Consider the following 26,612-nt stretch of genomic DNA (forward strand, 5'->3'; position numbering starts at 1 on the left):
CTCCCCGCCGCGCAAGAGGGTTTGGAAAGGGGCCTCGTCGCAGGCCCGTTCTCCGTGAGACACCTTCCCTCTCCCAAACCCTCTCCCCGACGGGAAGAGGGCTTCAGTTGAGACCCGATGCCTGACCTTTCAAGGATTCTCTCCGCCTCCAGCCCCCTGACGCTCGCCGGCGTCGCGACCGGCTTCCTGCCCGTGCTGCTTGCCGACCTCGCGCGCGCGGCGAGCGCCGGTGCCTGCTTCATCGCCCCCGACGAAGCGGCGATGCGCGCCATCGAATCGACCGCGCGCTTCTTTGCACCGGAAGTGCAGGTGATCGCTTTCCCGGCGTGGGATTGCCTGCCCTACGACCGCGCCAGCCCCACGCTGCGGGTGATGGCGGAGCGACTTGCGACACTCCACGTGCTCCAGCAGAAGGCGGCAGGTCCGCGCCTGCTCATCACCACCGCCAACGCCGCGAGCCAGCGCACGCTCACCCCGTTCCGCATCCGCAGCCTCGTCGCCCATCTCGCGCCGGGTGAGCGGATCAGCCGCGAGAAGCTGTCCGCACTGCTCCAGGCGAACGGCTATGTCCGTACCGAATCGGTTGCCGACGCGGGCGAGTTCGCGGTGCGCGGCAGTCTTGTCGACCTCTTCCCCAGTGGCGCCGAGGCGGCGCTGCGGCTCGATTTCTTCGGCGACGAGATCGAGATCGTCCGTACCTTCGACCCCGCCGACCAGCGGACGACGGGCAGCGTCAAGGGCTTCACGCTGCTTCCGGCATCGGAAGCGCTGCTCGACGAGGAGAGCGTCAAGCGCTTCCGTGCCCGCTATCGCGAGACGTTCGGCGCGACCGCGACCGGCGATCCGCTGTACCAGGCGGTCAGCGACGGCCGGCGGCTGGCCGGTATGGAACATTGGCTGCCCCTGTTCGAGGAGCGGCTGGAGACACTGTTCGATCATCTGCCCGGCGACATGGTCGTCGTCCGCGATGCCGGTGTCGCCGGTGCAGCGGAAGGCCGCTTCGAATCGATCGCGGACTATCACGCGAACCGGCTGAAGGCGTCCGGCGCGGCACCGGGCAGCTATCGACCGCTGCCGACCAAGTCGCTCTATCTGGCACCGGAGGAATGGGCCGCGCGGCTCGACGAAGCCCCCGCCCATGTCGCGACGCCGTTCCACGAGCCGGAGAGTGCGGCCGTCCTCGAATTCGGCGTCGATGGCCCGCGCGATTTCGCGCCCGAGCGAGCGAGCGGTGCCAACGTCTACGAAGCGGTCGTCGCGCACCTCAAAAAGGCGAAGGGCAAACGCATCCTCGCCAGCTATTCGACCGGATCGCGCGAGCGGTTGAAGGGGCTTCTTGAGGATCACGGCCTGGCCGGCGCGCGCCTGGTCGATACGTGGCAACAGGCGCAGGGCGTCGTCGACAGCGGCACCGCGCTGATCGTCCTGCCACTCGATCACGGCTTCTCCGCGCCCGGCGTCGCGCTGCTCACCGAACAGGATATGCTCGGCGATCGCCTGGTCCGCCGCGCCAAGCGCCGCAAGTCGGCCGATGCCTTCCTCGCCGAACTCGCGACCCTCTCGCCCGGCGACCTTGTCGTCCACGTCGATCACGGCATCGGACGATATGAGGGGCTGACGTCGATCCCCGTCGGCAAGTCGCCGCACGATTGCGTCGCGCTGACCTATCTCGGCGGCGACAAGCTCTACGTTCCGGTCGAGAACCTCGAGGTCCTCAGCCGCTACGGATCGGGCGAGGACGGCGCCAGCCTCGACAAATTGGGCGGCGAGGCGTGGCAGCGACGCAAGTCGCGGATGAAGGAACGCATTCGCGAGATCGCCGGTGAATTGATCGCAACCGCTGCCGAACGCGCGTTGCGCCCGGCCGACATCGCCGAACCCGATGGATCGGGCTTCGCGAGCTTCGTCGATCGCTTCCCCTACGAGGAAACTGACGATCAGGACCGCGCGATCGCCGATGTGCTGGGCGATCTGGCGAAGGGATCGCCGATGGACCGGCTGATCGTCGGCGACGTCGGCTTCGGCAAGACCGAGGTCGCGCTGCGTGCCGCCTTCGTCGCGGCGATGGCGGGGATGCAGGTGGCGATCGTCTGCCCGACGACGCTGCTCGCGCGCCAGCATTTCCAGAACTTCGTCAGCCGGTTCGAAGGCTTCCCGATCCGGGTCGGCCGCCTCTCTCGCCTCGTCCCCGCCGCCGAGGCGAAGGCGACCAAGGAGGGCATCGTTGACGGAACCATCGATGTGCTGATCGGCACGCACGCGATCCTCGCCAAGGGAGTCGAGTTCAAGCGCCTCGGCCTCGTCATCGTCGATGAGGAACAGCGCTTCGGCGTAACCCACAAGGAACGGCTGAAAGCGCTGAAGACCGACGTACACGTCCTCACCCTCACCGCCACGCCGATCCCGCGCACGCTCCAGATGGCGATGTCGGGCCTGCGTGAGCTATCGGTGATCCAGACCCCGCCGGTCGATCGCCTGGCGGTGCGCACCTATGTCATGCCCTGGGACCCGGTGGTGCTGCGCGAGGCGCTGCTGCGCGAGCATTATCGCGGCGGGCAGAGTTTCTTCGTCACGCCCCGCATCGCCGACCTGCCCGACATCGAGGAATTCCTGCGCGAGAGCGTGCCCGAGGTCCGCTATGTCATCGCCCACGGCCAGATGGCGCCGAGCGAGGTCGAGGAACGGATGTCCGCCTTCTACGACAGGAAGTTCGAGGTGCTGGTGTCGACCAGCATCATCGAAAGCGGCATCGATATCCCGAGCGCCAATACGATGATCGTCAACCGGGCCGACCGCTTTGGCCTCGCCCAGCTCTACCAGCTGCGCGGCCGCGTCGGGCGGTCGAAGACGCGCGCCTATGCCTATATGGTCGCCCCGCCCGAGCGGCTGATGACCGACGCGGCGGAAAAGCGGCTGAAGGTACTCAGCGACCTTGAATCACTGGGCGCCGGATTCCAGCTCGCCAGCCACGATCTCGATCAGCGTGGCGCCGGTAATCTGCTGGGCGACGAACAGTCGGGCCACATCAAGGAAGTCGGTTTCGAACTCTATCAGTCGATGCTGGAAGAGGCGATCCTGGAAGCCAAGGCGGGCGGTACGCTGCGGCGGCCGAACGATTTCTCGCCGCAGATCACCATCGATGCGCCGATCCTGATTCCGGAATCCTATGTGCCCGATCTCGACCTGCGTATGGGGCTCTACCGCCGCCTGAACGAGATCGACGCGTCCGCGGGCCTGGAGGCGTTCGCGGCCGAGATGATCGACCGGTTCGGCACACTGCCGGACGAGACCGAGAACCTGTTGCGCATCATGGAGATCAAGCTCAACGCCAAGCGCGCATGCATCGCCAAGCTCGACGTCGGGCCGAAGGGCGCGCTGGTCAGCTTCCATGAGGGCGGCTTCCCCAACCTCGACGGGCTGCTCGCCTATGTCGGCAAACTGGGCGAGGTGGCGAAGCTGCGTCCCGACAGCAAGCTGGTCATCAATCGCGTCTGGGCCGACGGCAAGGCCCGGCTGCACGGCGCGTTGCAGCTCTCGCGCGGCCTGGCGAAGGCGGCGGGTTGATCGCTTACTATCGAAATGGCGCCATTTCGACGATAGCAACGAATTGTTTGCCTTAACGAATTTCGTGTTACACCCGTTTCGGGTAGGGTGTGATAATGATAAGATGGTTCGGAAGGCGGGGGAAGGTCGACACTCCCAAGGCGCTGGAGAGCGGCGATTTTTCGCCTTCCCCGATCGACGCCATTCGTGCGCGCCTGGCCGAATCGGACAGCGTCGATGACGTGATCGCCACCCTGCGAGAGATGGTTCGTCCGATCATCGGCGCGGACGGTATCACCGTCGTGCAGCGAGAGGGCGACGAGGTTGTTTACGTCACCGAGGATGCGGTGGCGCCACTGTGGGCCGGTCAGCGCTTTCCGATCCGCGTTTGTATCAGCGGCATGGCGATTCAGGCGCGTGCCCCGATCGTCATCCCCAATATCCTTGAGGACAAGCGCGTTCCGCTAAATGCTTATCTCGCGACATTCGTCCGCTCGATGGTGATGGTCCCCGTCGGGCATGGCGAGCCGCATATGGCGATGGGCGCCTACTGGCGCGTGGCGGAACCGATCACATCGATTGCGGTCGATCGGATGTCGGCGATCGCCGCCGTCGCCGCCGATGCACTCGCCCGGATCGAAGGCGGCGGGGACGAGGGCGTTCAGGTCGCCTGATCTACCAGCGCGACCAGCGCGGCGCCATCGATCGGCGGTGCGCAGAGATACCCCTGGAAGTATCGGCACCCCTCGCTGGCAAGCAAATCGCGCTGCACAGCCGTCTCGACTCCTTCCGCGATCACTTCCATCCCCAGCGACCGCGCCATGTCGATCACGCCGCGCACGACGACACGATCGCGCGGCGATCCGGCGATGCCCACCGTCAGTGCCTTGTCGAGCTTCAGATAATCGACCGGCAGGCTGTTGAGATAGGCCAGGCTGGAATAGCCTGTGCCGAAATCATCGATCGCTACGCGCAATCCCGCAAAGCGCAGCGCCGAGAGCGTGGCGGCGGCGGCATCGAGATTTTCGATCAGCCCGCTTTCGGTAATCTCGACCGTCAGTCGAGCGCGGGAGAAACCGCTGGCATCCACCCGCTCGAGCATCGCTGCGACGAAATCGGGCGCGGCGACGTCCTCCGCTCCGACGTTGACCGACAGGCGCAGCGCGTCAAGGCGCGCCGGCCAGTGCGCTGCGACGTCAAACGCGCGGCGGTGAAGATGTGTCGCCAGTTCGCCGCTCCGCCCGCCGTGCGCCGCCGCGGCCAGCAGAGCCTCGGCACCGACCTCGCCCAGCCGGGGATGGTTCCAACGCGCCAACGCCTCGACACCGGCGATCCGCCCGCTTGCGATCTCCACCTGCGGCTGGAACAACACGTCGATCTCGCCGCGCGCAAGGGCACCCGGCAGTTCGCGGGCAAGCGCCGCGATAGAGCGCGAGCGCCGCTGGAACAGATCCCGTACCGCCGCGCCCGCGTCGGGCGGGTCGCCGAGCGGTTCGATCAGACCATGAATCCGACCGGTCCGACGATCATGCTGAAGGTGCGCAACGACCCGGCCGAGCCCGGCGATCTCGTGCGCGAAGGCGGTCGAGGCCTCATTGCTCAGCCTGCGGATTGCCTGTCGGAGCTGTTCACGCTGGGCCGCGGGCAGGCGCGCAAGCGCCGCGCGGAGACGGCCATCTGGCGCCACGCCCAGCAGGGCCGCTAGGCTGGGGCTCATCTGCAACGATCGCCGAACGGGGTCGTATCGCCAACCCAGCGGCTCGGCCGCCCGCGCTTCGCTGACCCGCCCGCCACCACCGGCACGCTCCGCATGTAGTTCGGCAAAGCGCAGCGCCTCGATCAGTTCGATTTCCCGCATCGGGCTCGCCAGGAAGTGCGTCGCGCCGGACGCACGGAACTCTCCAAGCCGCGTCGCGTCGCCGCGCGACACAAGCGCCAGCAGCGCCAGATGATCGCGGGCGACCTGCTCGCCGATCGCGCGCGTCGCCGCGAGCCCGTCATCCACCGCCCCACGCGCATCGATCACCACCACCGCGGCACCGCTCGCCGCAACCCGACGCGCCAGCCCGTCGTCGCGCCGCGCCGCCACCGGACGCCAGCCGCCACGCACTGCGACCTCCGCCAGTTCGTCGCGCTGGCGGAACGACAGGATGAACAACGGGCGAACGCTCTCTTCGGTCACTCCGCGGCTTGTCGGGCAAATCGATGAAGAAAGACAGTATATCCGCAAAGGCTTGTTGCCGCGCGCGCAACCGCCTAGCTCTCTTGCCATGGCGAGCGCCCTTCCCCTGATCGACCGCCACGGTCGCGCGATCAGCTATCTGCGCGTGTCCGTCACCGATCGCTGCGACCTGCGCTGCCGCTATTGCATGGCGGAGGCGATGACCTTCCTGCCGCGCGCGGCGCTGCTTTCACTCGACGAGATCGCGATCATCGCCGAACGCTTCATCGCACGCGGCGTACGCCGGATTCGGCTGTCGGGCGGCGAGCCGCTGGTGCGGCGCGACGCGATCGATCTGGTGCGCCGGCTGGGCCGGCACGTCGGTAGTGGCCTCGACGAAGTGACGATGACGACCAACGGCACGCGCCTCGCGGACGCAGCGACCGATCTGCGCGGCGCCGGCATCCGCCGGATCAACGTCAGTCTCGACAGCCGCGACCCGGCCACGTTCCGCTTCATCACGCGGCACGGCGACGTGGCGCGGGTGCTGGACGGAATCGCCGCGGCGAAACGCGCCGGCATCGCGGTCAAGATCAACATGGTCGCGCTCGCCGGCCTGAACGAGGACGAAATCCCGGACATGCTCGCCTGGTGCGGCGAACAGGGCCATGATTTGTCGCTGATCGAGACGATGCCGCTGGGCGCGATCGACGAGGACCGCACCGATCGGTTCGTGCCGCTGACCCGCGTCTTGGATCGGCTGGCCCGGACGGTCGCGCTCGAACGCGACAGCCACCGCACCGGCGGGCCGGCGCGCTACTGGCGTACGCCGTGGGGGACCCGGCTGGGCCTGATCTCTCCACTGACAGCGAATTTCTGCGACGGGTGCAACCGCGTCCGGCTGACGACCGAGGGGCATCTGTACATGTGCCTGGGGCATGAGGATCGGGTCGATCTGAAGGCGGCGCTGCGGAACGGCGGCGTGGACGCGCTAGACGCCGCGATCGACGGCGCGCTGGCGGCAAAGCCCGCGCGCCATGACTTCCGCATCGATGCGGCGGCGCCCGCCGTCGCGCGCCACATGAGCGTGACGGGCGGATGAGCGCCCCGATCCGGCGCGCGCTCGTCGCGTCGCCCACCAATCCCGCGCGGATCGCGGCGGAGGAACTGGCCAACCTCTATGACTGGGTGCCGGTCGAACAGGCCGATATGGTGATCGCGCTCGGCGGCGACGGCTTCATGCTCCAGACGCTGCACCAGATGCTGGAGGCGCGGCGCAGCGTGCCGGTGTTCGGCATGAACCTGGGCACCGTCGGCTTTCTTATGAACGAATGGCGGCTCGACGGGCTCGATCAGCGGCTGGCGCGGACCCGGCCTTTCAAGGTGTCGCCGCTGTCGATGACGGCGCGGACGATCTCTGGCGAAACGCGGGTTCTGCCGGCAATCAACGAGGTGTCGCTGCTGCGCGAGACCCGCCAGACGGCGAAGCTGGAAGTGACCGTCAACGACCGCATCGTGCTGCCCGAACTGGTATGCGACGGCATATTGGCGGCCACGCCGGCTGGGTCCACCGCCTACAACCTGTCCGCCAACGGCCCGATCCTGCCGCTCGGCTCGGCGTTGATCGCGCTCACCCCGATCAGCGCATTCCGCCCCCGGCGCTGGCGCGGCGCGATCCTGCCCGAAAAGGCGCGGATCGGCATCACGGTGCTGGAAGCGGAAAAGCGCCCGGTCAGCGCCGTCGCCGACCAGCGCGAGATTCGCGATGTCGCGCGGGTCGATATCGAGATCGACCATATTCGGGACCTGACACTCTTGTTCGATCCCGAACACGCGTTGGACGACCGCATCACGATGGAGCAGTTCGTCGCCTGACGCCACAGGGGTTGCAACCGCCGAAAAGGCTGCTATCAGCGCGCCCTCACGCTGTTCCCTGATAGCTCAGCGGTAGAGCTCTCGACTGTTAATCGAGCGGCCGTAGGTTCGAATCCTACTCAGGGAGCCAGCGTTTTTTCTCGCAGACGCAGCACTTGCGCGCCCCTTCGCGGCTTGCGATGCTGCGCGCCATGAACGATCTCGACGCCTTCATCGCCGGCCTGCCCAAGGCCGAGTTGCACCTGCATATCGAAGGCAGCCTGGAACCCGAATTGATGTTCGCGCTCGCCCAGCGCAACGACGTCTCCATCCCCTATGCCTCGGTCGATGACGTGCGGGCCGCCTATGATTTCTCGAACCTTCAGGATTTCCTCGACATCTATTACGCGGGTGCCGACGTGCTCAGGACGCGCGCCGATTTCCGCGACCTGGCGATCGCCTATTTCGATCGCGCGGCGGCGGACGGCGTCGTCCACGCCGAGATATTCTTCGATCCGCAGACACATACCGATCGCGGGATCGCGATCGGCGAGGTGATCGAGGGGCTGTGCGACGGCATGGCCGATGCCGAGGGGCGGCACGGCCTCACCTCGAAACTGATCCTGTGCTTCCTGCGCCATTTGTCGGAAGAGGCCGCCTTCGCCACGCTGGAGGCTGCGGAACCGTGGCTCGATCGTATCGTCGGCGTCGGCCTCGATTCGTCGGAGGTCGGCCATCCGCCGTCGAAATTCGCCCGCGTCTTCGCCGCCGCCGCCGCCAGGGGCCTGAAACTGGTCGCCCATGCCGGCGAGGAAGGGCCGCCCGAATATGTCGCGGAGGCGCTCGACCTGCTCCACATCGACCGGCTCGACCACGGCAACCGCAGCCTGGAGGACCCGGTGCTGACTGCCCGGCTGGCGCGACAGGGCATCACGCTGACCGTCTGCCCCCTCAGCAACGTCAAGCTGTGCAACGTCGCCTCGATCGACGTCCATCCGATCGACAGGATGCTCGAACTGGGTCTCCGCGCGACGATCAATTCGGACGATCCCGCCTATTTCGGCGGCTATGTGGGCGAAAACTTCCGCGCCGCCGCGCGCGGACGCAACCTGGATCGCCGCCAGCTTGCAACGCTCGCGCGCAACAGTCTTCTCGGCTCGTTTCTCGACGATGCGCAGGTCGCCGCACATCTGGCCTCGCTCGACGCTTATGTGGAGGCGCAGGCATGACGCCGACGCTCACCCCCTTCACCTTCGACGAATTCCTGCGCGCGATCGACGATCTGGCGGCGCGCCTGCGCGGTGACGACTGGGGTGCGCAACTGCTCGTCGGCGTCGGGCGCGGCGGGCTGACGCCGGCGGTATTCCTCAGCCACGCGACCGGCATGCAGATGGTGTCGATCGACTTTTCGACCCCCATTCCAGAATTCAACGCGGCGCTGATCGATACGCTGGCCGCGCGCACCCGCGCGGGCGAACGGCTGTTGTTCATCGAGGACATCAACGATTCGGGCCGCACCATCGCCGCGATCCGCGCCCGGCTGTCCGCCGCCGGCGCCCATGCCGCCTGCACCCGCTTCGCCGTGCTGCTCGACAACGCGGTGTCGGCCGAACGGATCGATTATGCGTGGCGGACGATCGACCGTACCGTCACAAAGGACTGGTTCGTGTTCCCGTGGGAAGCGGTCGCCCCCCGCGCCGCGATTATGGAGGATGCCGAGGAAGTGCCCGAACGGATCGCGTGAATCGCGTCAGGCGTTCAGCCTGACGAAAGCCCGTTCCTGTTATGGCCCGTACCCAAGTTGAGCCGAGCGGACCCAATCCGGCGGCGAGACGTTTGCCCAACGGACGAGCCTCCCGGTCGCGGGATCGCTCGCTGGAGATTGAAATGTCTGGAAAAAACACTCCCCGCCGGTCCCGCGCGCTGATCGCTGCGGCGCTTGCCGGCGCAACATTGCTCGCCGCCTGCGCGGGTCCGACTCCCTACCGTCCGGCGATGGGATCGGGCTTCAGCCGCACCGGCTTCATGGATCAGCAGGTCGAACGCGACCGCTTCCGCGTCGCCTTCGCCGGCAACAGCTACACGTCGCGCGAGACGGTCGAACGCTATCTTCTGTTTCGCGCGGCCGAAGTCACGCTGCAAAGCGGCAACGATTATTTCGTGATGGCCGATCGCGATACCGACAAGCAGACGCGGACCTATACCACGCCGGGCTGGAGCCGCCCGTATGGCGGCTTCTCCGGCTTCGGCTATTGGGGCCCGTCATGGCGCTATTACGGCCGCGGCTTCGGCTGGCGCGGCTGGGACCCGTTCTGGGGCGATCCGTTCTGGGATCGGTCGGTCGATGTCCGCACCGTCGAGCGTTATGAGGCTTCGGCTGAGATCATCGTCGGCAAGGGTCACAAACCTGACGGCAACGTCCGCGCTTTCAATGCGCGCGACGTGGTCGACCGGCTGGGCCCGACGATCCAGTTGCCGGAGCAGGGCCGCCGCTGATCACGGGCAGGATTTGACGAAAGGGACCGTGAGCCAGGCGCTCGCGGTCCCTTATCTTATCCAGCGTCAGGCGGATCGTTCGGTCCGGGCCAGCACCTCATAGGCCATCACCGCGGTGGCGACGGCGGCGTTCAGGCTGTCGGCCTTGCCCAGCATCGGAATCTTGACCAGCAGGTCGCATTCGGCGGCCATGTGATCGGGCATCCCCTGCGCCTCGTTGCCGGTCAGCAGGAAAGTGGGCGCGGCATAGGCGGCGGCGCGATAGCCGCTGCTGGTATCGAGGCTCAGGCCGACAAGCTGGCCCGGTCCGCCGCGCAGCCAGGCACGGAACTCGTCCCACCGCGCGCGGGCTACCGGCACGGTGAACAACGCGCCCATGCTGGCGCGCACCGCCTCGACCGAAAAAGGGTCGACGCTTTCGTCGATCAGGATCACACCCCCCGCCCCCACCGCATCGGCGGTGCGCAGGATCGTGCCCAGGTTGCCCGGATCGCGCATCCGTTCCGCGACCAGCCAGATCGCGGCGGCGCTGCGATCGAGCGCGTCGAGCGGGGTCGGGAATTCACGATACACACCGATCACCGCGCCGGGATTGTCCTTGCCCGACAATTTGGAGAGGATGTCGGGGGTGGTCTCGATCGCGTCGCCGCCGGCGGCCTCCGTCGCGGCGACGAGGGCGGTGACGAGGGGGCGATCGTCGGCGGTGGGGACGAAGAACAATGTCTCCGGCAAACGCCCCGCCTCCCGCGCCTCTGTCAGAATCCGCAGCCCTTCGGCCAAGAACAGGCCGGCGTCGCGGCGATGCTTCTTGTCACGCAGGCGCTGGGTCGCCTTGACGAGGGGGTTGGAGAAGGCGGTGATGGCACGGGGCATGGCGTGTTGCGCCTACGCGCTAGGCACAGCCTAGCGCAAGGCGCGGCGCCGCAGGAGACTGGGCGGGCTTTGACGATAAGGAGCCGCACCCCCGAACCGTTCGCCCTGAGCTTGTCGAAGGGCTGCCCTTCTTGCCACGGCAAGCTGTGCACCAGGAAGAAGAAAGGCAGTGCTTCGACAGGCTCAGCACGAACGGGAAAAGGGAGGAATGTCGTGGCCTTGCAGACTCCTGCGGACTCGCGCCGCGGGCAAAGCCCGCGTCGTCGGTCGGCGCAATGCGCCGCCGGCCGGACTGTCGCCGCGACGTCGAATAGCTGACGCTATTCGCCTGCGACAGCGCTACTCTTCCCCGAACTTGTCCTCGACCAGTTGGCACAGCGTCGCCACCGCCACCTCCGCGCCCGCCCCTTCGGCCGAGATCACGATATGGTCGCCCATCGCGGCGCCCAGCATCATCAGGCCCATGATCGAGGTCCCGGTGACGCTCGATCCGTCCTTGCGCACGGTCAGTTCGACCGGCTGGGACGAAGCGAGCGTCACGAACTTGGCGCTGGCCCGCGCATGCAGCCCGCGGCGATTGGTGATCTGGACGGCGCGTTCGTGGCGCCCACTCACGCGGCGGCCTCGCCAAGCACTTCGGAGGCGACCGAGATATACTTGCGGCCGGCGTCGCGCGCGGCGCTGACCGCCTCGGCGACCTTCATCGCCTTGCGCGCCCCGCCCAGCCGGATCAGCATCGGCAGGTTGATGCCGGCGATTACCTCGACCTTGCCCGGCTTCATCAGCGATATGGCGAGGTTGGACGGCGTGCCACCGAACAGGTCGGTCAGCACGATCACGCCCTTGCCCTGATCGACCTCGGCGATCGCGCGGGCGATATCGGCGCGGCGCCCCTCCATATCGTCCTCCGGCCCGATACAGATCGTCGCGATCAGCTCCTGCCGGCCGACGACATGCTCCATGGCGACGACGAATTCCTCCGCCAGCCGCCCGTGTGTTACGAGCACGAGACCGATCATAGCATCGTTTCTCACCGGCGAAGTCATTTGCCCCTGGGCGTATCCTCAAGCGAGTCCTGCGGCGCCGTGCCGAGGTCGCGATGGGTTACCGTGGGCGAAAAGCCGGCGTCATGCAACCTCCGGCCGATGCGATCAGCGACATGGACCGAACGATGCCTCCCGCCGGTACAGCCGATGGCGACGGTGACATAGGACTTTCCCTCCGCCCGGTATCGCGGAAGCAGCATCAGCAGCAGCCGCTCGATCGTGTCGATCGAATCCGCATAGGCCGGGTCGGCCACGATGTAATCGGCGACCGGCACGTCGAGCCCCGTGCCGGGGCGCAGCGCGGGAACCCAGTGCGGGTTGCGGAGGAAGCGCATGTCGAACACCAGGTCGGCATTGCGCGGAAGGCCGCGTGAAAAGCCGAAGGACATGACCGACACGACCGGTTCGCCCAGCCCGCCGCCGGCGAAGGTCGAACGGATCGTCTGGCTCAGCTCGTTGGCCGACAGCGTGGTGGTATCGACAACCCGGTTGGCCCAGTCGCGCAAGGGGCTCAGCACGTCGCGCTCGCGCGCGATACCGTCGGCGGCGGGACGATCGAGCGCCAGCGGGTGCCGCCGCCGCGTTTCCGAATAGCGGCGTTCGAGCTCTGGGCTCGAACAGTCGAGGAAGAGGGTGCCGATATCGTGGCCATGCTCCTCGCGCAGCCGCTTGATGCGGCGCACGATGCGCTGCGCGTCGAAGCCCCGCGTGCGAGCGCCGATCCCGAGCGCAAGCGGGCGCGAATCGCCGGCGCTACCGGCCGGCAGCGCGGTTTCCAGCAATCGGTCGAGCAGCAGCAGCGGGATGTTGTCGACAACCTCCCAGCCGATATCCTCCAGCGTCCGCAGCACCGTCGACTTGCCCGCGCCGGACATGCCGGTGACGAGCAGGATATCCTTGGGCTCGGTCACCTGTCCGTCATCCGGCGACGCAGTGCCAGCTCGACCTTGACCGGCGCGGACGGCTCCAGCGACGGCAGGGCGATCTCGCGCAGCTGAACGCCCGCGATCGTGCGCAACCGCCCTTCGGCGGGCATGCGCGGCGGCGCCTCGGTGATCGCGACGATCATGCGGACGGGAACGTCCTCGACATGGTCCATCGTCAGGATGCCGATCCCGCGCACCTCGATCCGCCCGGCGAGATTGGCGGGCGGCCGCGCGACCAGTTCGCTCTTGTCCCGCAACAGCACCGTATAATCATCGCTGACCAGCGTCGCCCCGCGATCGATCAGGCGCAGCGCGAGATCGGACTTTCCGGCGCCCGACCGCCCCTCGATCAGCACCGCCACCCCGTCGATCGCGACGCAGCTGGCATGGATCGTCTCCGACGACAGGGGGGTGCCGCGCGTCATTCGCTCTCCGCCAGCGGCAGACGGACGACGAAGCGGGCGCCGCTCAACCCATCCTCACGCGATTCGACCATGATCGTACCGCCATGCCCCTCCACGATCGTCCGCGCAATCGCGAGGCCAAGGCCCGAATGGCGCCCGAACGCCTCGGCTTCGGGCCGCACCGAATGGAAGCGGCGGAAAATGCTGTCGCGTTCGGCATCGGGCACGCCCGGCCCCTCGTCGATTACGTTCGCCTCGAGTTCGTCGCCGGCGCGGCGCAAGGCGATCGCGATGTTCCCGCCGTCGGGCGAGAAGGATATCGCGTTGTCGATCAAATTGTCGAAGACCCGTTCGAGCCGCGTACCCTCGCCAAAGACGATTGCGGACAGGTCGCGCGGTGCATCGGCGGACAGCAGGATACCGCGCTCTACCCCGCGGGCGCGGCGCTGCATCACCAGCCCGTCGATCATCGCGGCCATGTCGATGGGTTCGAATTTCGCACGGCTCAGTTGCGCGTCGAGGCGCGAGGCGTCGGAGATGTCGGTGATGAGCCGGTCGAGCCGGTGCACATCGTCACGCACAATCGCCAACAGGCGTTCCTGCAGTTCGGGATCCTTGACGTGGCCCAGCCCGTCGATCGCCGACCTTACGGAGGCGAGCGGATTCTTGAGTTCGTGCGTCACGTCGGCGGCGAACGCCTCGGTCGCGTCGATCCGCGCGCGCAACGCCCCGCTCATGTCCGACAGGGCGCGGGCGAGCAGCCCGATCTCGTCACGCCGATCGGGCAGGCGCGGCACCACCACTTCGCGCGCGCGGCCCAGCCGGACGCGCACCGCGGCGCGTGACAGGCGTCGCAATGGCCGCACGATCGTCCGCGCGAGGAACAACGACAGCAGGACCGATACCAGCGCGACGATCGCCAGCACCACCGTCAGCCGGAACCGTTCGAGCCGCACCGTCTGGGTGATGTCGCGGGCATTGGCGGTGGTGAAGACGATGCCGTCGCCATAGCTCGCCGCCGCGGTGATGACTGGCGTGCGATCGGGCGCGCGCCACACGCTGGCGCGGGCGATGGCGGGATCGAGCGCGGCGCGGACGTCAGGCCACCCCAGGCCATTGCGGCGTTCGCGGAACAATGGTGGACGCGCCGCGCCGACGATCGTGTCGATCGCCGCGTCAAGGAAACGGGCGACATCCTGTCGCCATGGGTCCTTGTCGGGATCGCGCAGTACGGCATTGCGCGATCCGCGCGCGCGACTGTCATCGAGCAGGGCGCCGTCGCGGGAATAGAGGCGCACGCGGGCGCCGGTATCGCGTGCATAGCCCATCACCAGCGCGGGCCGTTCATGCGCCTCCGCCACCGCCAGCCCGTCGGCGATCAGCCGCGCCTCGCGGCTGGCCTGGGCGATGCGGCTGTCGAGTATCCGGCTGCGGAAGCTGTCGAGGTAGAAGAAGCCGCCCGCCAGCATCGCCAGCGCGATGATGTTGACGGCCAAGATGCGCGGCGTGAGCGAAACGCGCGCCGACCAGGTGAGGTTCAGGTCGCGGGGCGACTGGGGGTCGTCGGGATCGGCCACCGGCGTAGGCCAGATTATCCGTTCGCCCTGAACTTGTCGAAGGGCTGCCCTTCTTCGTACCACAATATTCGCGGCGCGCAGAAGGACAATGCTCCGACAGGCTCAGCACGAACGGGGGCCTCGCGAGCCGTCACTCGTCAGAGAACCGATATCCCGCGCCATAGAGCGTCTCGATCGCGTCGAATTCCGGATCGGTCTCACGGAACTTGCGGCGGACACGCTTGATATGACTGTCGATCGTACGATCGTCGACGTAGATATCGTCCTGATAGGCGGCGTCCATCAGCTGGTTGCGCGTCTTGACGATGCCCGGTCGCTGGGCGAGCGTTTCGAGGATCAGGAATTCTGTGACGGTCAGCGTCACGGCGTTTCCGGCCCATGTCACGCGGTGCCGGGCCGGATCCATCGTCAGCCGCCCGCGCTCTATCGGCTGCTGCGCCTCTTCCGCGCCTGCTTCTCCGCCGACGCTGACCCCTTCCGTCCGCCTCAGGATCGCGCGGATGCGCGCGATCAGCAGGCGCTGGCTGAACGGCTTGGCGATGTAATCGTCGGCACCCATCGCCAGGCCCAGGGCCTCGTCGAGCTCATCGTCCTTCGACGTGAGGAAGATCACCGGCACGGCGGATTTCTCGCGCAGGCGCCGCAGCAGCTCCAGCCCGTCCATGCGCGGCATCTTGATATCGAGCACCGCCAGGTCGGGCGGATTATCGACCAGCGCCTTCAGCGCGGTTTCTCCGTCCGAATAGACGCGGGTCAGGAACCCCTCCGCCTGGAGCGCGATGGATACCGAAGTCAGGATGTTCCGGTCGTCATCGACGAGCGCGATCGTAGCCGTCATCCGCAGAGGTTAGTCGAAAGATCGACACGCCTCAACATCGCCGCACCTTTGACACCGGTAGCAGGTTTGACCCCTCCGGGACCGGCCGATAAGCGCCCCTCACAACGATAAGATATCGGCAGCGCATTTCCGGCGCGGTCCTTGAGGAGAAATCAATTGAGCGAGCGCGTTCCCGACGCCGGTCTCGAGTCGCAGGGCATCGAGACGCGGGCCGACATCCACTGGAATCTCGTCACCGCTCGGCTGGTCGATGCGGCGCTGCGCCGCAATGAAGGCAAGCTGTCGGCCGACGGTCCGCTGGTGGTCGAGACCGGCCCGCACACCGGGCGCAGCGCGCAGGACAAGTTCATCGTCCGCGATTCCGAGACCGAGAACACCGTGTGGTGGGGCAAGACCAACAAGGGCATGCTCCCGGAACATTTCGCCGCGCTCAAGGCCGATTTCCTCGCGGCGCTCAATCGCCGCGAAGACCTGTGGGTCCAGGACCTTTACGGCGGATCGCAGCCCGAGCACCGGGTCAAGGTGCGCGTCGTCAACGAACTCGCCTGGCACAACCTGTTCATCCGCACGATGCTGGTGCGGCCCGAAGAGCATGAACTTCGCGGCTTCGTGCCCGACTATACGATCATCGACCTGCCGAGCTTCCGCGCCAATCCCGCGCGTCATGGCACGCGCAGCGACACGGTGATCGCCGTCAACCTGACGGAAAAGCTGATCCTGATCGGCGGCACCCGCTATGCCGGCGAAATGAAGAAGAGCGTGTTCGGCCTGCTCAACTACCTGCTGCCGACGACCGGCGTGATGCCGATGCACTGTTCGGCCAACATGGGCGCCGACGGATCGACCGCTGTGTTCTTCGGCCTTTCGGGCACCGGCAAGACGACGCTCAGCGCCGATCCCAAGCGCACGCTGATCGGCGACGACGAACATGGCTGGTCGGACACCGCGGTCTTCAACTTCGAAGGCGGTTGCTACGCCAAGATGATCCGCCTGTCGGAGGATGCCGAGCCGGAAATCTTCGCGACCACGAAGCGGTTCGGCACAGTGCTCGAAAACGTCGTGATGGACCCCGTCACGCGCCAGCTCGACCTCGACGACGCCAGCCTCGCGGAAAATTCGCGCGGTGCCTATCCGATCGATTTCATCCCGAACTCCAGCGCCGAGAACATGGGCGGCGTGCCGAAGAACATCATCTTCCTGACCGCCGATGCCTACGGCATATTGCCGCCGATCGCGAAGCTGACACCCGATCAGGCGATGTACCATTTCCTGTCGGGCTATACCGCGCGCGTCGCGGGGACGGAAATCGGCGTCAGCGAGCCCGATGCGACCTTCTCGACCTGCTTCGGCGCGCCATTCATGCCGCGGCACCCGAGCGTCTACGGCAATCTGCTGAAGGAGCGGATCGCGAAGGGCGGCGTCGATTGCTGGCTGGTCAACACCGGATGGACCGGCGGCAAATATGGCATCGGCCAGCGCATGCCCATTAAGGTGACACGCGCGCTGCTCAACGCCGCGCTCGACAGCAGCCTAAAGGATGTCGAGTTCCGCACCGACGCCAATTTCGGCTTCGAAGTGCCGGTGTCGGTGCCCGGCGTCGATGCCGCGATCCTCGATCCGCGCGGCACCTGGGCCGACGCTGCCGCCTACGACGCGACCGCGGCCGATCTGGTGCGCCAGTTCACGGAGAATTTCGCCCAGTTCGAGGAGCATGTCGACGAGGGCGTGCGCCAGGCCGCACCGCGCGCCGCCGCCGAGCCGATGGCGGCCTGAACGCGGGGCCGGGACGCGGGGACGGCCTCAGGCTGTCCCCGCGGGCTCGTTCAGTCGAGCATCGATGCCGGCACCAGGCCGCCGTTCGCGGCGAGTTCCTGCATCACGCGCTTGTGCAGCCAGATGTTCATCTCGGCGCTGCCGTCCAGGGCGCCGGTATAGCCCAGTTCGCTGGCCAGCTCCTTGCGCTCGCTCAGGCTCGATTCGAGGCCGACCAGCTTCATCAGATCGACGATCGACGTGCGCCAGTTGAGGTTCTTGCCGGCCGCCATCTCCGTCAGGATCGCCTCGACATCGACTTCCGATATCGGCACCGGTGCCGGCGAAGCCACAGGCGCGGCGGGCGCGGCCGCGGCGGGATCGGGCTGGGGTGCGGGCGCAGGCTCGGCCGCCTTGGCCTTGCCGAAGATCGCGTTCTTGATCGTCGAGAAAATGCCCATCGTCATGCTCCTTCAGAGGAAACGGGTACGGACGCGATCCTGCCAGACTTGCCCTGCCGTCGCCAGCGGCTAAGCGTATCGGGGAATGGACTTACGGCAGGAAAGGCCAAATCGATGGATATCCAGCAGATGCTGAACAGTAACGGTACGGTTTCGGCCGTGGCGCGCGAATTGGGGGTCGATCAATCGACCGCAGCCAGCGGCGTACAGGCCCTGCTGCCGGCGATTCTGGGCGGATTCGGCAAGCAGGGCGAATCGGGCGGCCTCGACGCGCTGGGCGGCCTGATCGGCGGGCTTGGCGGCGGTGGCCTGCTCGACGCGGTGACGGGCGATCAGGCGACTCCGGTCGGCCAGGGCAACGAGATCCTCGGCCAGATCTTCGGATCGAAGGACACCAGCCGCGCGGTTGCGTCCCATGCCGCCGACCAGACCGGCATCAGCCCCGATCTGCTCAAGAAGATGCTGCCGATCGTGGCGATGGCCGTCGCCGGCTACATGGCCAAGCAGGGCGGCGGTAGCGGTGGATTGGGCGGGCTTCTGGGCCAGGTGCTCGGCGGCGGGCAGCAGCAGTCCGCGCCGCAATCCGGCGGGCTGGGCGGTATCCTGGGCCAGGTTCTGGGCGGCGGCGCAGGCGGCGGATCGGGCAACCCGCTCGACGCGATCCTCGGTCAGTTGCGGCGCTGATCCCGTCCGGCGGCGGGGCGGCCACACCGCCCCGCCCCCGTATCCACGCAGGTTCAGGCGCCGCCGATCATCCGGTCGGTATCGCTCGCCACCACGCTCAACGGGCGCGATCCACCCGCGACGACCATGTCGTTGAACGCCTTGACGTCGAAGCGCGTCCCCATCGCCGCACGGGCGCGGTCGCGCTGGCGGTTGATCTCGGTATGGCCGACCTTGTATCCGCACGCCTGCCCCGGCCAGACGCAATAGCGATCGATTTCGCTGGTCACGCCTTCCACCGTGTCGCCCGTCGCTTCGGCGAACCATTCACGTGCCTTGTCGCGGGTCCAGCGGCGCGCGTGGATGCCGGTGTCCACCGCCATCCGCGCAGCGCGGAACGCCATCGAATCGAGATAGCCCAGCCGCCCGGCGTCATCGCCTTCATACACGCCGATCTCGCCCGCGATCTGTTCGGCATACAGGCCCCAGCCCTCGCCGAACGCGCTGAACCCGCCGCCCACCAGCGTGCGTAGCAGGGGCAGCCGCTGGACATATTCACCCTGCCAGACATGGCCGGGCAACGCTTCGTGATAGGTCAGCGTCGGCAGATTATACTTCGTGTGCCGTGCCGGATCGCGCAGGTTGATCCAGAAGCGACCCGGAATCGTCCCGTCGATCGACCCCGCCCCGCCATAGGCGCCGGGCGCGCCGATTTCCTCCGCCGGCGCGATACGTCGCACCTCCACATTGCCGCGCACCAGCGTGTGAAACGCATTGGGCAGGCGCGGGCGGATGTCGGCGATACGGCCGTCGATGAATTTCAGGATCTGAGCGCGCCCCTCGTCGCCGGGCGCGAAGGTAAAGCGCGGGTCTTTCGCCAGCGCGCGCATCCGTGCGCCGACCGAGCCCTGCGTCAGCCCCATCGATTTCAGGATCGCGTCCATCTGGCGATGCAGGTCCGCGTGCTGGCGCAGCCCCTCCGCATGGACCTCATCGGGCGTCATCCGCGTCGTCGTCGCGGCGCGCAGCGCCCAGGCGTAATAATCGTCGCCCTGCGGCAGTTTCCAGACGCCGGCATCGGCCTTGGCGACCGCGCGGTGCGCCTTCAGTTCGGCGATCTGGCGGTCAAGCGCGGGACCGACCTCGCGCGCCAGGATACGCTCGGCGCGGGCGGACCAGTCGCCCGCAATGCCCTCGGCCTTCTTGCCCAGCGTGGTCACGACCAGCGCATCGGCCGGCGCTTCGCCGCGCGTGACGGCAAGGCCGGCAAGCGTCTTGTCCAGAATGAAATCGGGCGCGACGACTCCCCGCCCGCGCGCATCCTTCAACCGGGCGGTTTCGGCATCCAGCCGGCGCGGCCAGTTGACGAGGCGGGCGAGATAGGCCTCCGCATCCGACGCGGTCTTCACCGGCTGGCTGGCGTCGAGCGCCTTGGGCGCGTCAATGTAGCTGCCCATGTTCTGGGCCACGACATAGGGGCCGTTGCGCCATCCCGCGATCGACACCGCGCCATAAGGGAAATCGAACCCGTCGGCCGACGTCCGCCATGCCGCCAGCGCGACCTCCGCCGTGCGCGCGGTGTCGGCATCGGGCTTCGCGGCCTGCACCGCTTCCAGCCTGGTGATGGCGCGGCGCACCCAGGCGCGGGTGCGCTCGATGCCCGCGGCGGTCGGGTCCGACGACTGGCCGCGCAGCGCGGCACGAGCGCCGGTGTCGATGCCGAGCGACGTGGCGCTTTCCGGCGACAGGCGCAGCCATTCCTCGGCCAGCGCCTCGACCTCCGCCTTCGGATTCGCGGGCGTCCGCGCAAAGGCGGGCAGGGTCGCGAGGGCGGCAGTGCCCGCACCTGCGGCGAGCGCCTGGCGACGCGTGAAACTCATGTCGGGGACTCCAGTGACGTGATCGGTTCGACGGTGAGCGCCGTGCCTTCGGCGCCCGTCACGCGGACGCGCGCGCCGGCCGGCGTATCCGGGCCGCGCGCAAGCCATTCGCTGTCACCCACGCGGACGCGGCCCGAGCCGCCCTCGATCGGCTGGGCGACGGTGACGGTTTCGCCGATCAGCCGCGCTACGCGGTGATTGAGCAGGGGGTCCGACGTCTCGACCGGATTGTCGCGATACCAGCGCCGGCCGATCCACACGCTGATCGCCGACCAGGCGGCAAAGCTCAGCAGTTGCGCCGGCACCGGCAGTTCGGGGAACAGCAGCAGGAACACGCCGGTGATCGCCGCCGCGATTGCCAGGAAGACCAGGAACACGCCCGGCAACAGCAATTCCGCCCCGCCAAGCAACACGGCGGCGACCAGCCACCAGCCGCCGAGATTGTCGAAGTTCATCGTCGTCAGCCCTGCTGCTCGCCCGGCCCGCCCTTGATCCGGGGAACGCTGGGCGCGGACGGCGCACGCGGCGCGGCCGCAGGCGAACTACCCGACGCCAGCACATCCTTCGCCAGTTCGCCGATGCCGCCCAGCGTGCCGATCAACTGGGTCGCCTCGACCGGGAACAGGATCGTCTTGGCATTGGGGCTGGTCGCGAACTTGCCGATCGCCTCGACATATTTCTGCGCGATGAAATAGTTCAGCGACTGGCTGGACCCCTGCTCGATAGCCTGGCTGACCAGTTCGGTCGCCTTGGCCTCAGCCTCCGCCGCGCGCTCGCGGGCCTCGGCGTCGCGATAGGCCGATTCCTTGCGCCCCTCCGCCTCCAGGATGCGAGCCTGCTTCTGCCCTTCGGCGCGCAGGATCTCGGACGCGCGGCTACCCTCCGCCTCCAGGATGTTTGCGCGCTTCTCGCGTTCGGCCTTCATCTGCCGGCCCATCGCCGCGACGATATCGGCGGGCGGGCGGATATCCTTGATCTCGACGCGGGTGATCTTGACGCCCCACGGCACCGTCGCGTGATCGACGACCGACAACAGGCGCGCGTTGATCTCGTCGCGCTTCGACAGCGTCTCGTCGAGGTCCATCGATCCCATGACCGTGCGCAGGTTGGTCGTCGTAAGCTGAAGCAGCGCGACATAGAGGTCCGACACCTCGTACGCCGCCTTGGGCGCATCGAGCACCTGGAAGAACACGACACCGTCGGTCGATACGATCGCATTGTCCTTGGTGATGATCTCCTGCCCCGGGATATCGATCACCTGCTCCATCATGTTCACCTTGCGCCCCACCCGGTAGAAGAAGGCGGGATAGAAGTTGAAGCCCGGCGACGCGGTGCTGGTGTAGCGGCCGAAATGCTCGATCGTGTACTGATAGCCCTGCCGCACGATCTTGATCGAGCTGGCGAGATAGAAGACGACGAGCGCCAGAATGAAGGCGGCGGCGGTCAGTTCCATGGGCATCCTCCGGTGATCGCGGCGATGCTAGGTCGCCAGGCCACCGCTGGCAACGGGCAGTGACTTAACGCGAGAACGCCGCGGCGAGTTCGACATGGGTGGACCAGGTAAACTGGCCGACCGGTTGCACCCAGTCGAGCCGGTAGCCGCCGTCCACCAGCAGCTTCGCGTCACGCGCGAAGCTGCCGGGATTACAGGATACATAGGCGATGCGCGGCGTTCGCGCCTGCGCCAGTTGCCCCACCTGCTCGCGCGCGCCGGCACGGGGCGGATCGAGCACCACGGCGTCGAACCGGTCAAGCTCGGCCGGAATCAACGGGCGGCGGAACAGGTCCCGATGCTCGGCGAAAACCCGGCCTGTCGCCTTGAGCGCCAGGATCGTGTCGCGCCCGGCCTCGGCCGCATAGACCTTGCCGGGCAATGCAAGCGCGAAGGTGCCGAGCCCGGCGAACAGGTCGGCGGTGGCGGCGGGTTCCCCGACCGCCTCGCGCACGGCGGCGACCAGCGCCGCCTCGCCGTCCGCCGTCGCCTGGAGGAAGGATGCCGGCGGGAACGCCACCGGCACGCCGCCCAGCGTGATGGTGGCGGGCTGCGGTTCCCAGCGGATTTCCGCGCCATAGCCTTCGTCGATCGCCAGCCGCGCGAGGCGGTGATCCTGCGCGAACCCAGTCAGCGCCTCGGCCGCCGCAAGCCCCCCGCCCACCGCACCGCCGATCACGACTTCCACGCCCTGGTCGATCCGCGCGAGATGCACGTCGATCCGTGCCGCATCGCGCAGCGCCGTCACCAGCAAGCGGCGCAGCGGGGTGACCAGCGCGAACAGTTCGGGCAGCAGGACATGGCATTCGGTAAGGTCGACCAGTTGGTGGCTGCCGGTTTCGGTGAAGCCGATGCGGACCTGCCGCCCTCGCTTCTCGGCATGCAGCGTGGCGCGACGCCGGGTGTGCGGCGCCGACACCAGGGGAGCGCGGACCGGCGCCGCCAGTCCCTGCCCCGCGATCGCTCCGGAGACGCGATCATGGACGAAGGCCGCATAGCTGGCATCGTCGAGCTGCTGGAGCTGGCAACCACCGCAGGTGGAAAAATGCCGGCACGGTGGAACCCGCCGGTGCGGGCCGGGCAATATGCCGCCATCCTCCCGCAGCATATCGCCCGGCGCGGTCAGCGGCGCGTGGCGACCGCTTTCGGTAACGCCGTCGCCCTTTGCGGCGATGCGGATTATGGTTTCGTCAGGCATTCCGCGAGCGCCTGCCCGATCCGCGCGGGCAAGTCATCCGCGATCAGCACCGGGCCGGCAAGCACGGCGGCACGGGCATGGAGCCAGACGGCCTCGGCCGCAGGATCGCGCACGCCTGCCGCGAGGCGCGCCGCCACGGTCCCCGCCAGCACATCGCCCGTGCCGGCGGTGGCAAGCCACGGCGAGGCGCCACCAGCGACGACGGCGCGCCCGTCGGGCCGGGCGATCACCGTGTCGGCACCCTTGTGGACGATGGTGCAGCCGCAGGCACGCGCGGCAGCAAGACTACGGTCGATCTTGCTGCCGCAGCCTGTACCAAACATGCGGTCGAACTCGCCCGAATGCGGAGTCAGGATCGCGTCGCGATCTCGCAGGCGATCGGCCGCAGCGGCCCCCAGCAAAGACAGCGCATCGCCGTCAAGCACGAGCGGCAGCCGGCTCGCCAGCGCACGTTCGAGCAGGTTTCGCGCCATCTCGTCGCGACCGAGACCCGGTCCGATCACTAGCGCCCCGATGCGGCCATCGGCGAACAGCCCATCGTCCGCCGGGCGGCAGACCAGTGCGTCTGGGCCGCTCCGATCCTCGCCGGCCAGCACGACATAGCCCGCGCCACCACACATCGCCGCGCGCGCCGCGAGGCGGGCGGCACCCGGCATCGCGCCGGACACTACCGCGATCATACCGCGACTGAACTTGTGGTCGTCAGGCTGCGGCGGCGCGATCACCGGGCGTTCGAGCGTGCGCCACTCGCTCGCGAGTGACACGCTGATATCGGCGAGCAGGACATGCCCGCAAGCCGCCCCGCCCGCGCCGAGCAGATGCGCCGGCTTGAGCGCCCCGAGGGCGATCGTGACGTCCGCGCCCACGCCGCCGAGCGCTACACCATCGTCGCTGCCGAAACCCGAAGACACATCGATCGCGACGGTAAGCGCCGCCGCCGCGCGGAGCCTGGTAAGACCCACGGCAACCTCCGCATCAAGCGGACGCGAAAGACCGGTGCCGAACAGGCCATCGACCAGGATGGGTCGCGGAGCGGCGGCGGCGAGCGAGGATATGCTCCCGCGCCACCGCCCGCGCATCCTCGCGGCAGCGCCTTCAGCGCGCCCATCGATCGCGGCAACCGCGACGTCATGGCCACGCGCCGCCAGCCAGCCTGCGACCACCCAGGCATCGCCACCGTTGTTACCCGGGCCGGCGAGGACGAGGACGGGCCGCCCGGCCGCCAGCCGCGCCACCTGAACCGCCACGGCCGTGCCAGCGCGCTCCATCAGCGCATCCTGTGACACGCCGGAGGCGAACACCGCGTCTTCGGCGGCACGCATCGCGGCGGCGGTGACGATCGGCGCGCCTTCGGGCAGGCGCCGCGTCACCTCGGCAGCGGCACCCTGTAACGCGCGTCGCCGATCGCCACTTCCACGCCATCCTCTCCGCGCGCCACGATCGTCGCGGGTTCGGCGCCGTCGGCGGCGGCGACGCTGCCGTCGCCCGTGACGCGCAGGCGGCGGAAGCCGCCATCGGGATGCCGGAGCGTCAGCAGTTCGCCGTCGCCATCCGGGACTCGCTCGACGGTGCAGCTTTGCGTCAGATCACTTCCGCAGGCGACCTGTTCGACCGGGGCCTCAGCAGGCGTGCCCGCTCCGGCCGCCATCACCGCATTGCCGGTGGCGACCTGCTCCGGCGGACCGCCACAGCTCGCCAGCAGCACCGCGAGCGCGAGGCTAGATATCCGCGAAGACATGGGTCTCGGCCTTGCCGCCCGGATGCGTGACCGCGCCGGCCCACGCCGGGCCGACATTCTGCGCATAGCGCCACAGCGCACCCGACTGATAGTCGTTGGTGCGCGGGGCCCAGCGGGCACGGCGATCGGCGATCACGGCGTCGTCGACAAGCAGGTCGATCGTCCCGGCTTCCGCGTCGATGCGGATCATGTCGCCGTTCTCGACCAGTGCGATCGGGCCGCCCTCGGCCGCTTCGGGGCCGACGTGGCCGATGCAGAAGCCACGTGTCGCGCCGGAGAAGCGCCCGTCCGTGATGAGCGCGACGCTCTCGCCCATTCCCTGGCCGTACAACGCGGCGGTCGTCGACAGCATCTCGCGCATGCCGGGGCCGCCCTTCGGCCCTTCATAGCGGATCACGATCACGGACCCTTCGGCGATGTCGCGCGTCTCGACGGCGGCGAAGGTATCCTCCTCACAGTCGAACACCCGCGCCGGGCCCTCGAACTGCAGGCTGTGCAGCCCGGCGACCTTCACGATCGCGCCGTCGGGCGCCAGGCTGCCGCGCAGGCCGACGACGCCGCCGGTCGGCGTGATCGGCGTGCGCGCGTCATAGATCACCTTCTGATCCGGGTTCCACGTCACCTGATCGATATTCTCGGCCAGAGTGCGTCCGGTCACCGTCATGCAGTCGCCGTGCAGCAGCCCTTCGGCCAGCAGCGTCTTCATCAGCATGTAGACGCCGCCCGCCTCGTACATGTCCTTGGCGACATAGTTGCCACCCGGTTGCAAGTCCGCGCAGTAAGGCGTTGTTTTGAATATCTCCGCCACGTCGTGGAGCGTGAATTCGATCCCCGCCTCATGCGCCATCGCCGGCAGATGGAGCCCGCCGTTGGTCGACCCGCCGGTCGCCGCGACGATCCGCGCGGCATTCTCGAACGCCTCGCGAGTGCAGATGTCGCGCGGGCGGATGTTGGCCGCCAGCAATTCCATCACCTGTGCGCCCGCCGCGACCGCGATCTGCTCGCGCGAGGTGTAGGGGGCAGGCACCATGTTGCTGTTGGGCAGCGAAAGGCCGATCGCCTCGCCGACGCAGGCCATGGTGTTGGCGGTGTACTGGCCGCCGCAGGCACCGTGGCCGGGGCAAGCGGCTTTCTCGAGCGCGGTCACTTCCTCCAGCGGGCAGGCGCCGGCGGCGTAGCGGCCGACCACCTCGAACACGTCCTTCACCGTCACGTCGCGGCCATTGTGCCGGCCAGGCAGGATCGATCCGCCATAGACGAAGATCGACGGCACGTTGAGGCGCAGCATCGCCATCATCATGCCGGGCAGCGACTTGTCGCATCCGGCGAAACCGACCAGCGCGTCGTAGCAATGGCCGCGCACGCTGAGTTCGACAGAATCGGCGATCACCTCGCGACTGACCAGCGAGGCCTTCATCCCCTGATGACCCATCGCGATGCCGTCGGTGACGGTAATGGTGTTGAACCGGCGCGGCATGCCACCGCCCGCCTCGACACCTTTCCGCGCCGCATCGGCCTGCGCGTCGAGCGTGGTGTTGCACGGGGCGCTGTCGTTGCCGGCGGAGGCGAGCGCGACGAACGGCCGCGCGATCTCCTCCTCGGTCAGTCCCATCGCATAATAGTAGCTGCGATGCGGAGCGCGTTCGGGCCCGACCGACACGTGGCGGCTGGGCAGGCGGGACTTGTCGAATTGATGGGTCATGACGGCGC

General features: G+C 67.9%; 25 protein-coding genes and 1 tRNA gene. 10 read left to right on the forward strand and 16 right to left on the reverse strand.

What is annotated here, in order from left to right:
* The first annotated feature begins 117 nt into the window (after nt 1-117).
* Nucleotides 118-3,564 carry a transcription-repair coupling factor gene (mfd, locus tag VYI76_RS09685; RefSeq protein ID WP_326524546.1) on the forward strand — a complete coding sequence of 1,149 codons (3,447 nt, stop codon included), beginning with the start codon at nt 118-120 and terminating at the stop codon, nt 3,562-3,564.
* A 95-nt stretch (nt 3,565-3,659) separates the two neighbouring features.
* Nucleotides 3,660-4,217 (forward strand): GAF domain-containing protein, encoded by a 558-nt coding sequence (locus VYI76_RS09690; protein ID WP_326524547.1) that lies wholly within the window; start codon nt 3,660-3,662, stop codon nt 4,215-4,217.
* On the opposite strand, the gene VYI76_RS09695 is transcribed toward VYI76_RS09690, so the two are convergent.
* Nucleotides 4,205-5,725, reverse strand: coding sequence for an EAL domain-containing protein (locus tag VYI76_RS09695; RefSeq protein WP_326524548.1), 1,521 nt, complete (start codon nt 5,723-5,725; stop codon nt 4,205-4,207). The two genes, VYI76_RS09690 and VYI76_RS09695, sit on opposite strands and share 13 nt — an antisense overlap.
* 88 nt (nt 5,726-5,813) lie before the next feature.
* On the opposite strand from VYI76_RS09695, the gene moaA reads away from it, so the two are divergent.
* The 6 genes from moaA (at nt 5,814) to VYI76_RS09725 (ending at nt 10,054) form a co-directional block, all read left to right on the forward strand.
* Nucleotides 5,814-6,806: a GTP 3',8-cyclase MoaA gene (moaA, locus tag VYI76_RS09700; protein ID WP_326524549.1), complete on the forward strand. Its 993-nt coding sequence runs from the start codon at nt 5,814-5,816 to the stop codon at nt 6,804-6,806.
* Nucleotides 6,803-7,579, forward strand: coding sequence for an NAD kinase (locus tag VYI76_RS09705; RefSeq protein WP_326524550.1), 777 nt, complete (start codon nt 6,803-6,805; stop codon nt 7,577-7,579). The genes moaA and VYI76_RS09705 overlap by 4 nt, the downstream gene beginning before the upstream one ends.
* Nucleotides 7,580-7,634: 55 nt before the next feature.
* Nucleotides 7,635-7,709 (forward strand) — tRNA-Asn (locus tag VYI76_RS09710).
* 61 nt (nt 7,710-7,770) lie between these two features.
* A complete protein-coding gene (locus tag VYI76_RS09715; protein WP_326524551.1) occupies nt 7,771-8,787 on the forward strand; it encodes an adenosine deaminase in 1,017 nt (338 codons plus the stop codon).
* A complete protein-coding gene (locus VYI76_RS09720; RefSeq protein WP_326524552.1) occupies nt 8,784-9,302 on the forward strand; it encodes a phosphoribosyltransferase in 519 nt (172 codons plus the stop codon). The genes VYI76_RS09715 and VYI76_RS09720 overlap by 4 nt, the downstream gene beginning before the upstream one ends.
* Before the next feature lie 143 nt (nt 9,303-9,445).
* Entirely contained in the window at nt 9,446-10,054 is a 609-nt protein-coding gene (locus VYI76_RS09725; RefSeq protein ID WP_326524553.1) for a CC0125/CC1285 family lipoprotein, read from the forward strand.
* 66 nt (nt 10,055-10,120) lie between these two features.
* Here VYI76_RS09725 and VYI76_RS09730 read toward each other — a convergent pair whose 3' ends face one another.
* The 7 genes from VYI76_RS09730 to VYI76_RS09760 form a co-directional block, all read right to left on the reverse strand.
* A complete protein-coding gene (locus VYI76_RS09730) occupies nt 10,121-10,927 on the reverse strand; it encodes a TrmH family RNA methyltransferase (protein WP_326524554.1) in 807 nt (268 codons plus the stop codon).
* Nucleotides 10,928-11,266: 339 nt separating this feature from the next.
* Nucleotides 11,267-11,542 (reverse strand): HPr family phosphocarrier protein, encoded by a 276-nt coding sequence (locus tag VYI76_RS09735; RefSeq protein ID WP_326524555.1) that lies wholly within the window; start codon nt 11,540-11,542, stop codon nt 11,267-11,269.
* Nucleotides 11,539-11,946, reverse strand: coding sequence for a PTS sugar transporter subunit IIA (locus tag VYI76_RS09740; protein ID WP_326524556.1), 408 nt, complete (start codon nt 11,944-11,946; stop codon nt 11,539-11,541). Before VYI76_RS09740 ends, VYI76_RS09735 begins: the two co-directional genes overlap by 4 nt.
* Nucleotides 11,947-11,969: 23 nt before the next feature.
* Complete coding sequence (gene rapZ, locus VYI76_RS09745; RefSeq protein WP_326524557.1) at nt 11,970-12,884, reverse strand: RNase adapter RapZ; 915 nt, start codon at nt 12,882-12,884, stop codon at nt 11,970-11,972.
* The gene (locus tag VYI76_RS09750; RefSeq protein WP_326524558.1) at nt 12,881-13,324 is read right to left on the reverse strand and encodes an HPr kinase/phosphorylase; all 444 of its coding nucleotides are present in this window, start codon (nt 13,322-13,324) and stop codon (nt 12,881-12,883) included. Before VYI76_RS09750 ends, rapZ begins: the two co-directional genes overlap by 4 nt.
* The gene (locus tag VYI76_RS09755; protein WP_326524559.1) at nt 13,321-14,880 is read right to left on the reverse strand and encodes a sensor histidine kinase; all 1,560 of its coding nucleotides are present in this window, start codon (nt 14,878-14,880) and stop codon (nt 13,321-13,323) included. The genes VYI76_RS09750 and VYI76_RS09755 overlap by 4 nt, the downstream gene beginning before the upstream one ends.
* Nucleotides 14,881-15,010: 130 nt before the next feature.
* On the reverse strand, nt 15,011-15,718 hold the full coding sequence (locus VYI76_RS09760; RefSeq protein ID WP_326524560.1) for a response regulator transcription factor: 708 nt from the start codon (nt 15,716-15,718) through the stop codon (nt 15,011-15,013).
* 156 nt (nt 15,719-15,874) lie between these two features.
* On the opposite strand from VYI76_RS09760, the gene VYI76_RS09765 reads away from it, so the two are divergent.
* Nucleotides 15,875-17,491: a phosphoenolpyruvate carboxykinase gene (locus VYI76_RS09765; RefSeq protein WP_326524561.1), complete on the forward strand. Its 1,617-nt coding sequence runs from the start codon at nt 15,875-15,877 to the stop codon at nt 17,489-17,491.
* A gap of 50 nt (nt 17,492-17,541) precedes the next feature.
* Here VYI76_RS09765 and VYI76_RS09770 read toward each other — a convergent pair whose 3' ends face one another.
* A complete protein-coding gene (locus VYI76_RS09770) occupies nt 17,542-17,931 on the reverse strand; it encodes a DUF3597 domain-containing protein (RefSeq protein ID WP_326525084.1) in 390 nt (129 codons plus the stop codon).
* A gap of 114 nt (nt 17,932-18,045) precedes the next feature.
* Between VYI76_RS09770 and VYI76_RS09775 the strand changes: the two genes are divergently transcribed.
* Entirely contained in the window at nt 18,046-18,615 is a 570-nt protein-coding gene (locus VYI76_RS09775; RefSeq protein ID WP_326524562.1) for a DUF937 domain-containing protein, read from the forward strand.
* 53 nt (nt 18,616-18,668) lie between these two features.
* On the opposite strand, the gene VYI76_RS09780 is transcribed toward VYI76_RS09775, so the two are convergent.
* From VYI76_RS09780 to ilvD, 7 genes are all read right to left on the reverse strand, one after another.
* Nucleotides 18,669-20,474, reverse strand: a complete 1,806-nt coding sequence (locus VYI76_RS09780) for a DUF885 domain-containing protein (protein ID WP_326524563.1) — start codon at nt 20,472-20,474, stop codon at nt 18,669-18,671.
* The gene (locus VYI76_RS09785; RefSeq protein ID WP_326524564.1) at nt 20,471-20,929 is read right to left on the reverse strand and encodes an NfeD family protein; all 459 of its coding nucleotides are present in this window, start codon (nt 20,927-20,929) and stop codon (nt 20,471-20,473) included. Before VYI76_RS09785 ends, VYI76_RS09780 begins: the two co-directional genes overlap by 4 nt.
* A gap of 5 nt (nt 20,930-20,934) precedes the next feature.
* Nucleotides 20,935-21,927, reverse strand: a complete 993-nt coding sequence (locus VYI76_RS09790) for an SPFH domain-containing protein (RefSeq protein ID WP_326524565.1) — start codon at nt 21,925-21,927, stop codon at nt 20,935-20,937.
* Between the two features lie 64 nt (nt 21,928-21,991).
* The gene (locus VYI76_RS09795; RefSeq protein ID WP_326524566.1) at nt 21,992-23,164 is read right to left on the reverse strand and encodes a class I SAM-dependent RNA methyltransferase; all 1,173 of its coding nucleotides are present in this window, start codon (nt 23,162-23,164) and stop codon (nt 21,992-21,994) included.
* A complete protein-coding gene (locus VYI76_RS09800) occupies nt 23,146-24,534 on the reverse strand; it encodes an NAD(P)H-hydrate epimerase (protein ID WP_326524567.1) in 1,389 nt (462 codons plus the stop codon). The genes VYI76_RS09795 and VYI76_RS09800 overlap by 19 nt, the downstream gene beginning before the upstream one ends.
* Complete coding sequence (locus VYI76_RS09805) at nt 24,531-24,902, reverse strand: hypothetical protein (protein WP_326524568.1); 372 nt, start codon at nt 24,900-24,902, stop codon at nt 24,531-24,533. Before VYI76_RS09805 ends, VYI76_RS09800 begins: the two co-directional genes overlap by 4 nt.
* A complete protein-coding gene (gene ilvD, locus VYI76_RS09810; RefSeq protein WP_326524569.1) occupies nt 24,883-26,604 on the reverse strand; it encodes a dihydroxy-acid dehydratase in 1,722 nt (573 codons plus the stop codon). Before ilvD ends, VYI76_RS09805 begins: the two co-directional genes overlap by 20 nt.
* Nucleotides 26,605-26,612 lie beyond the last annotated feature (8 nt).

The sequence above is a fragment of the Sphingomonas sp. genome (assembly GCF_035910975.1).
GTDB lineage: Bacteria > Pseudomonadota > Alphaproteobacteria > Sphingomonadales > Sphingomonadaceae > Sphingomonas.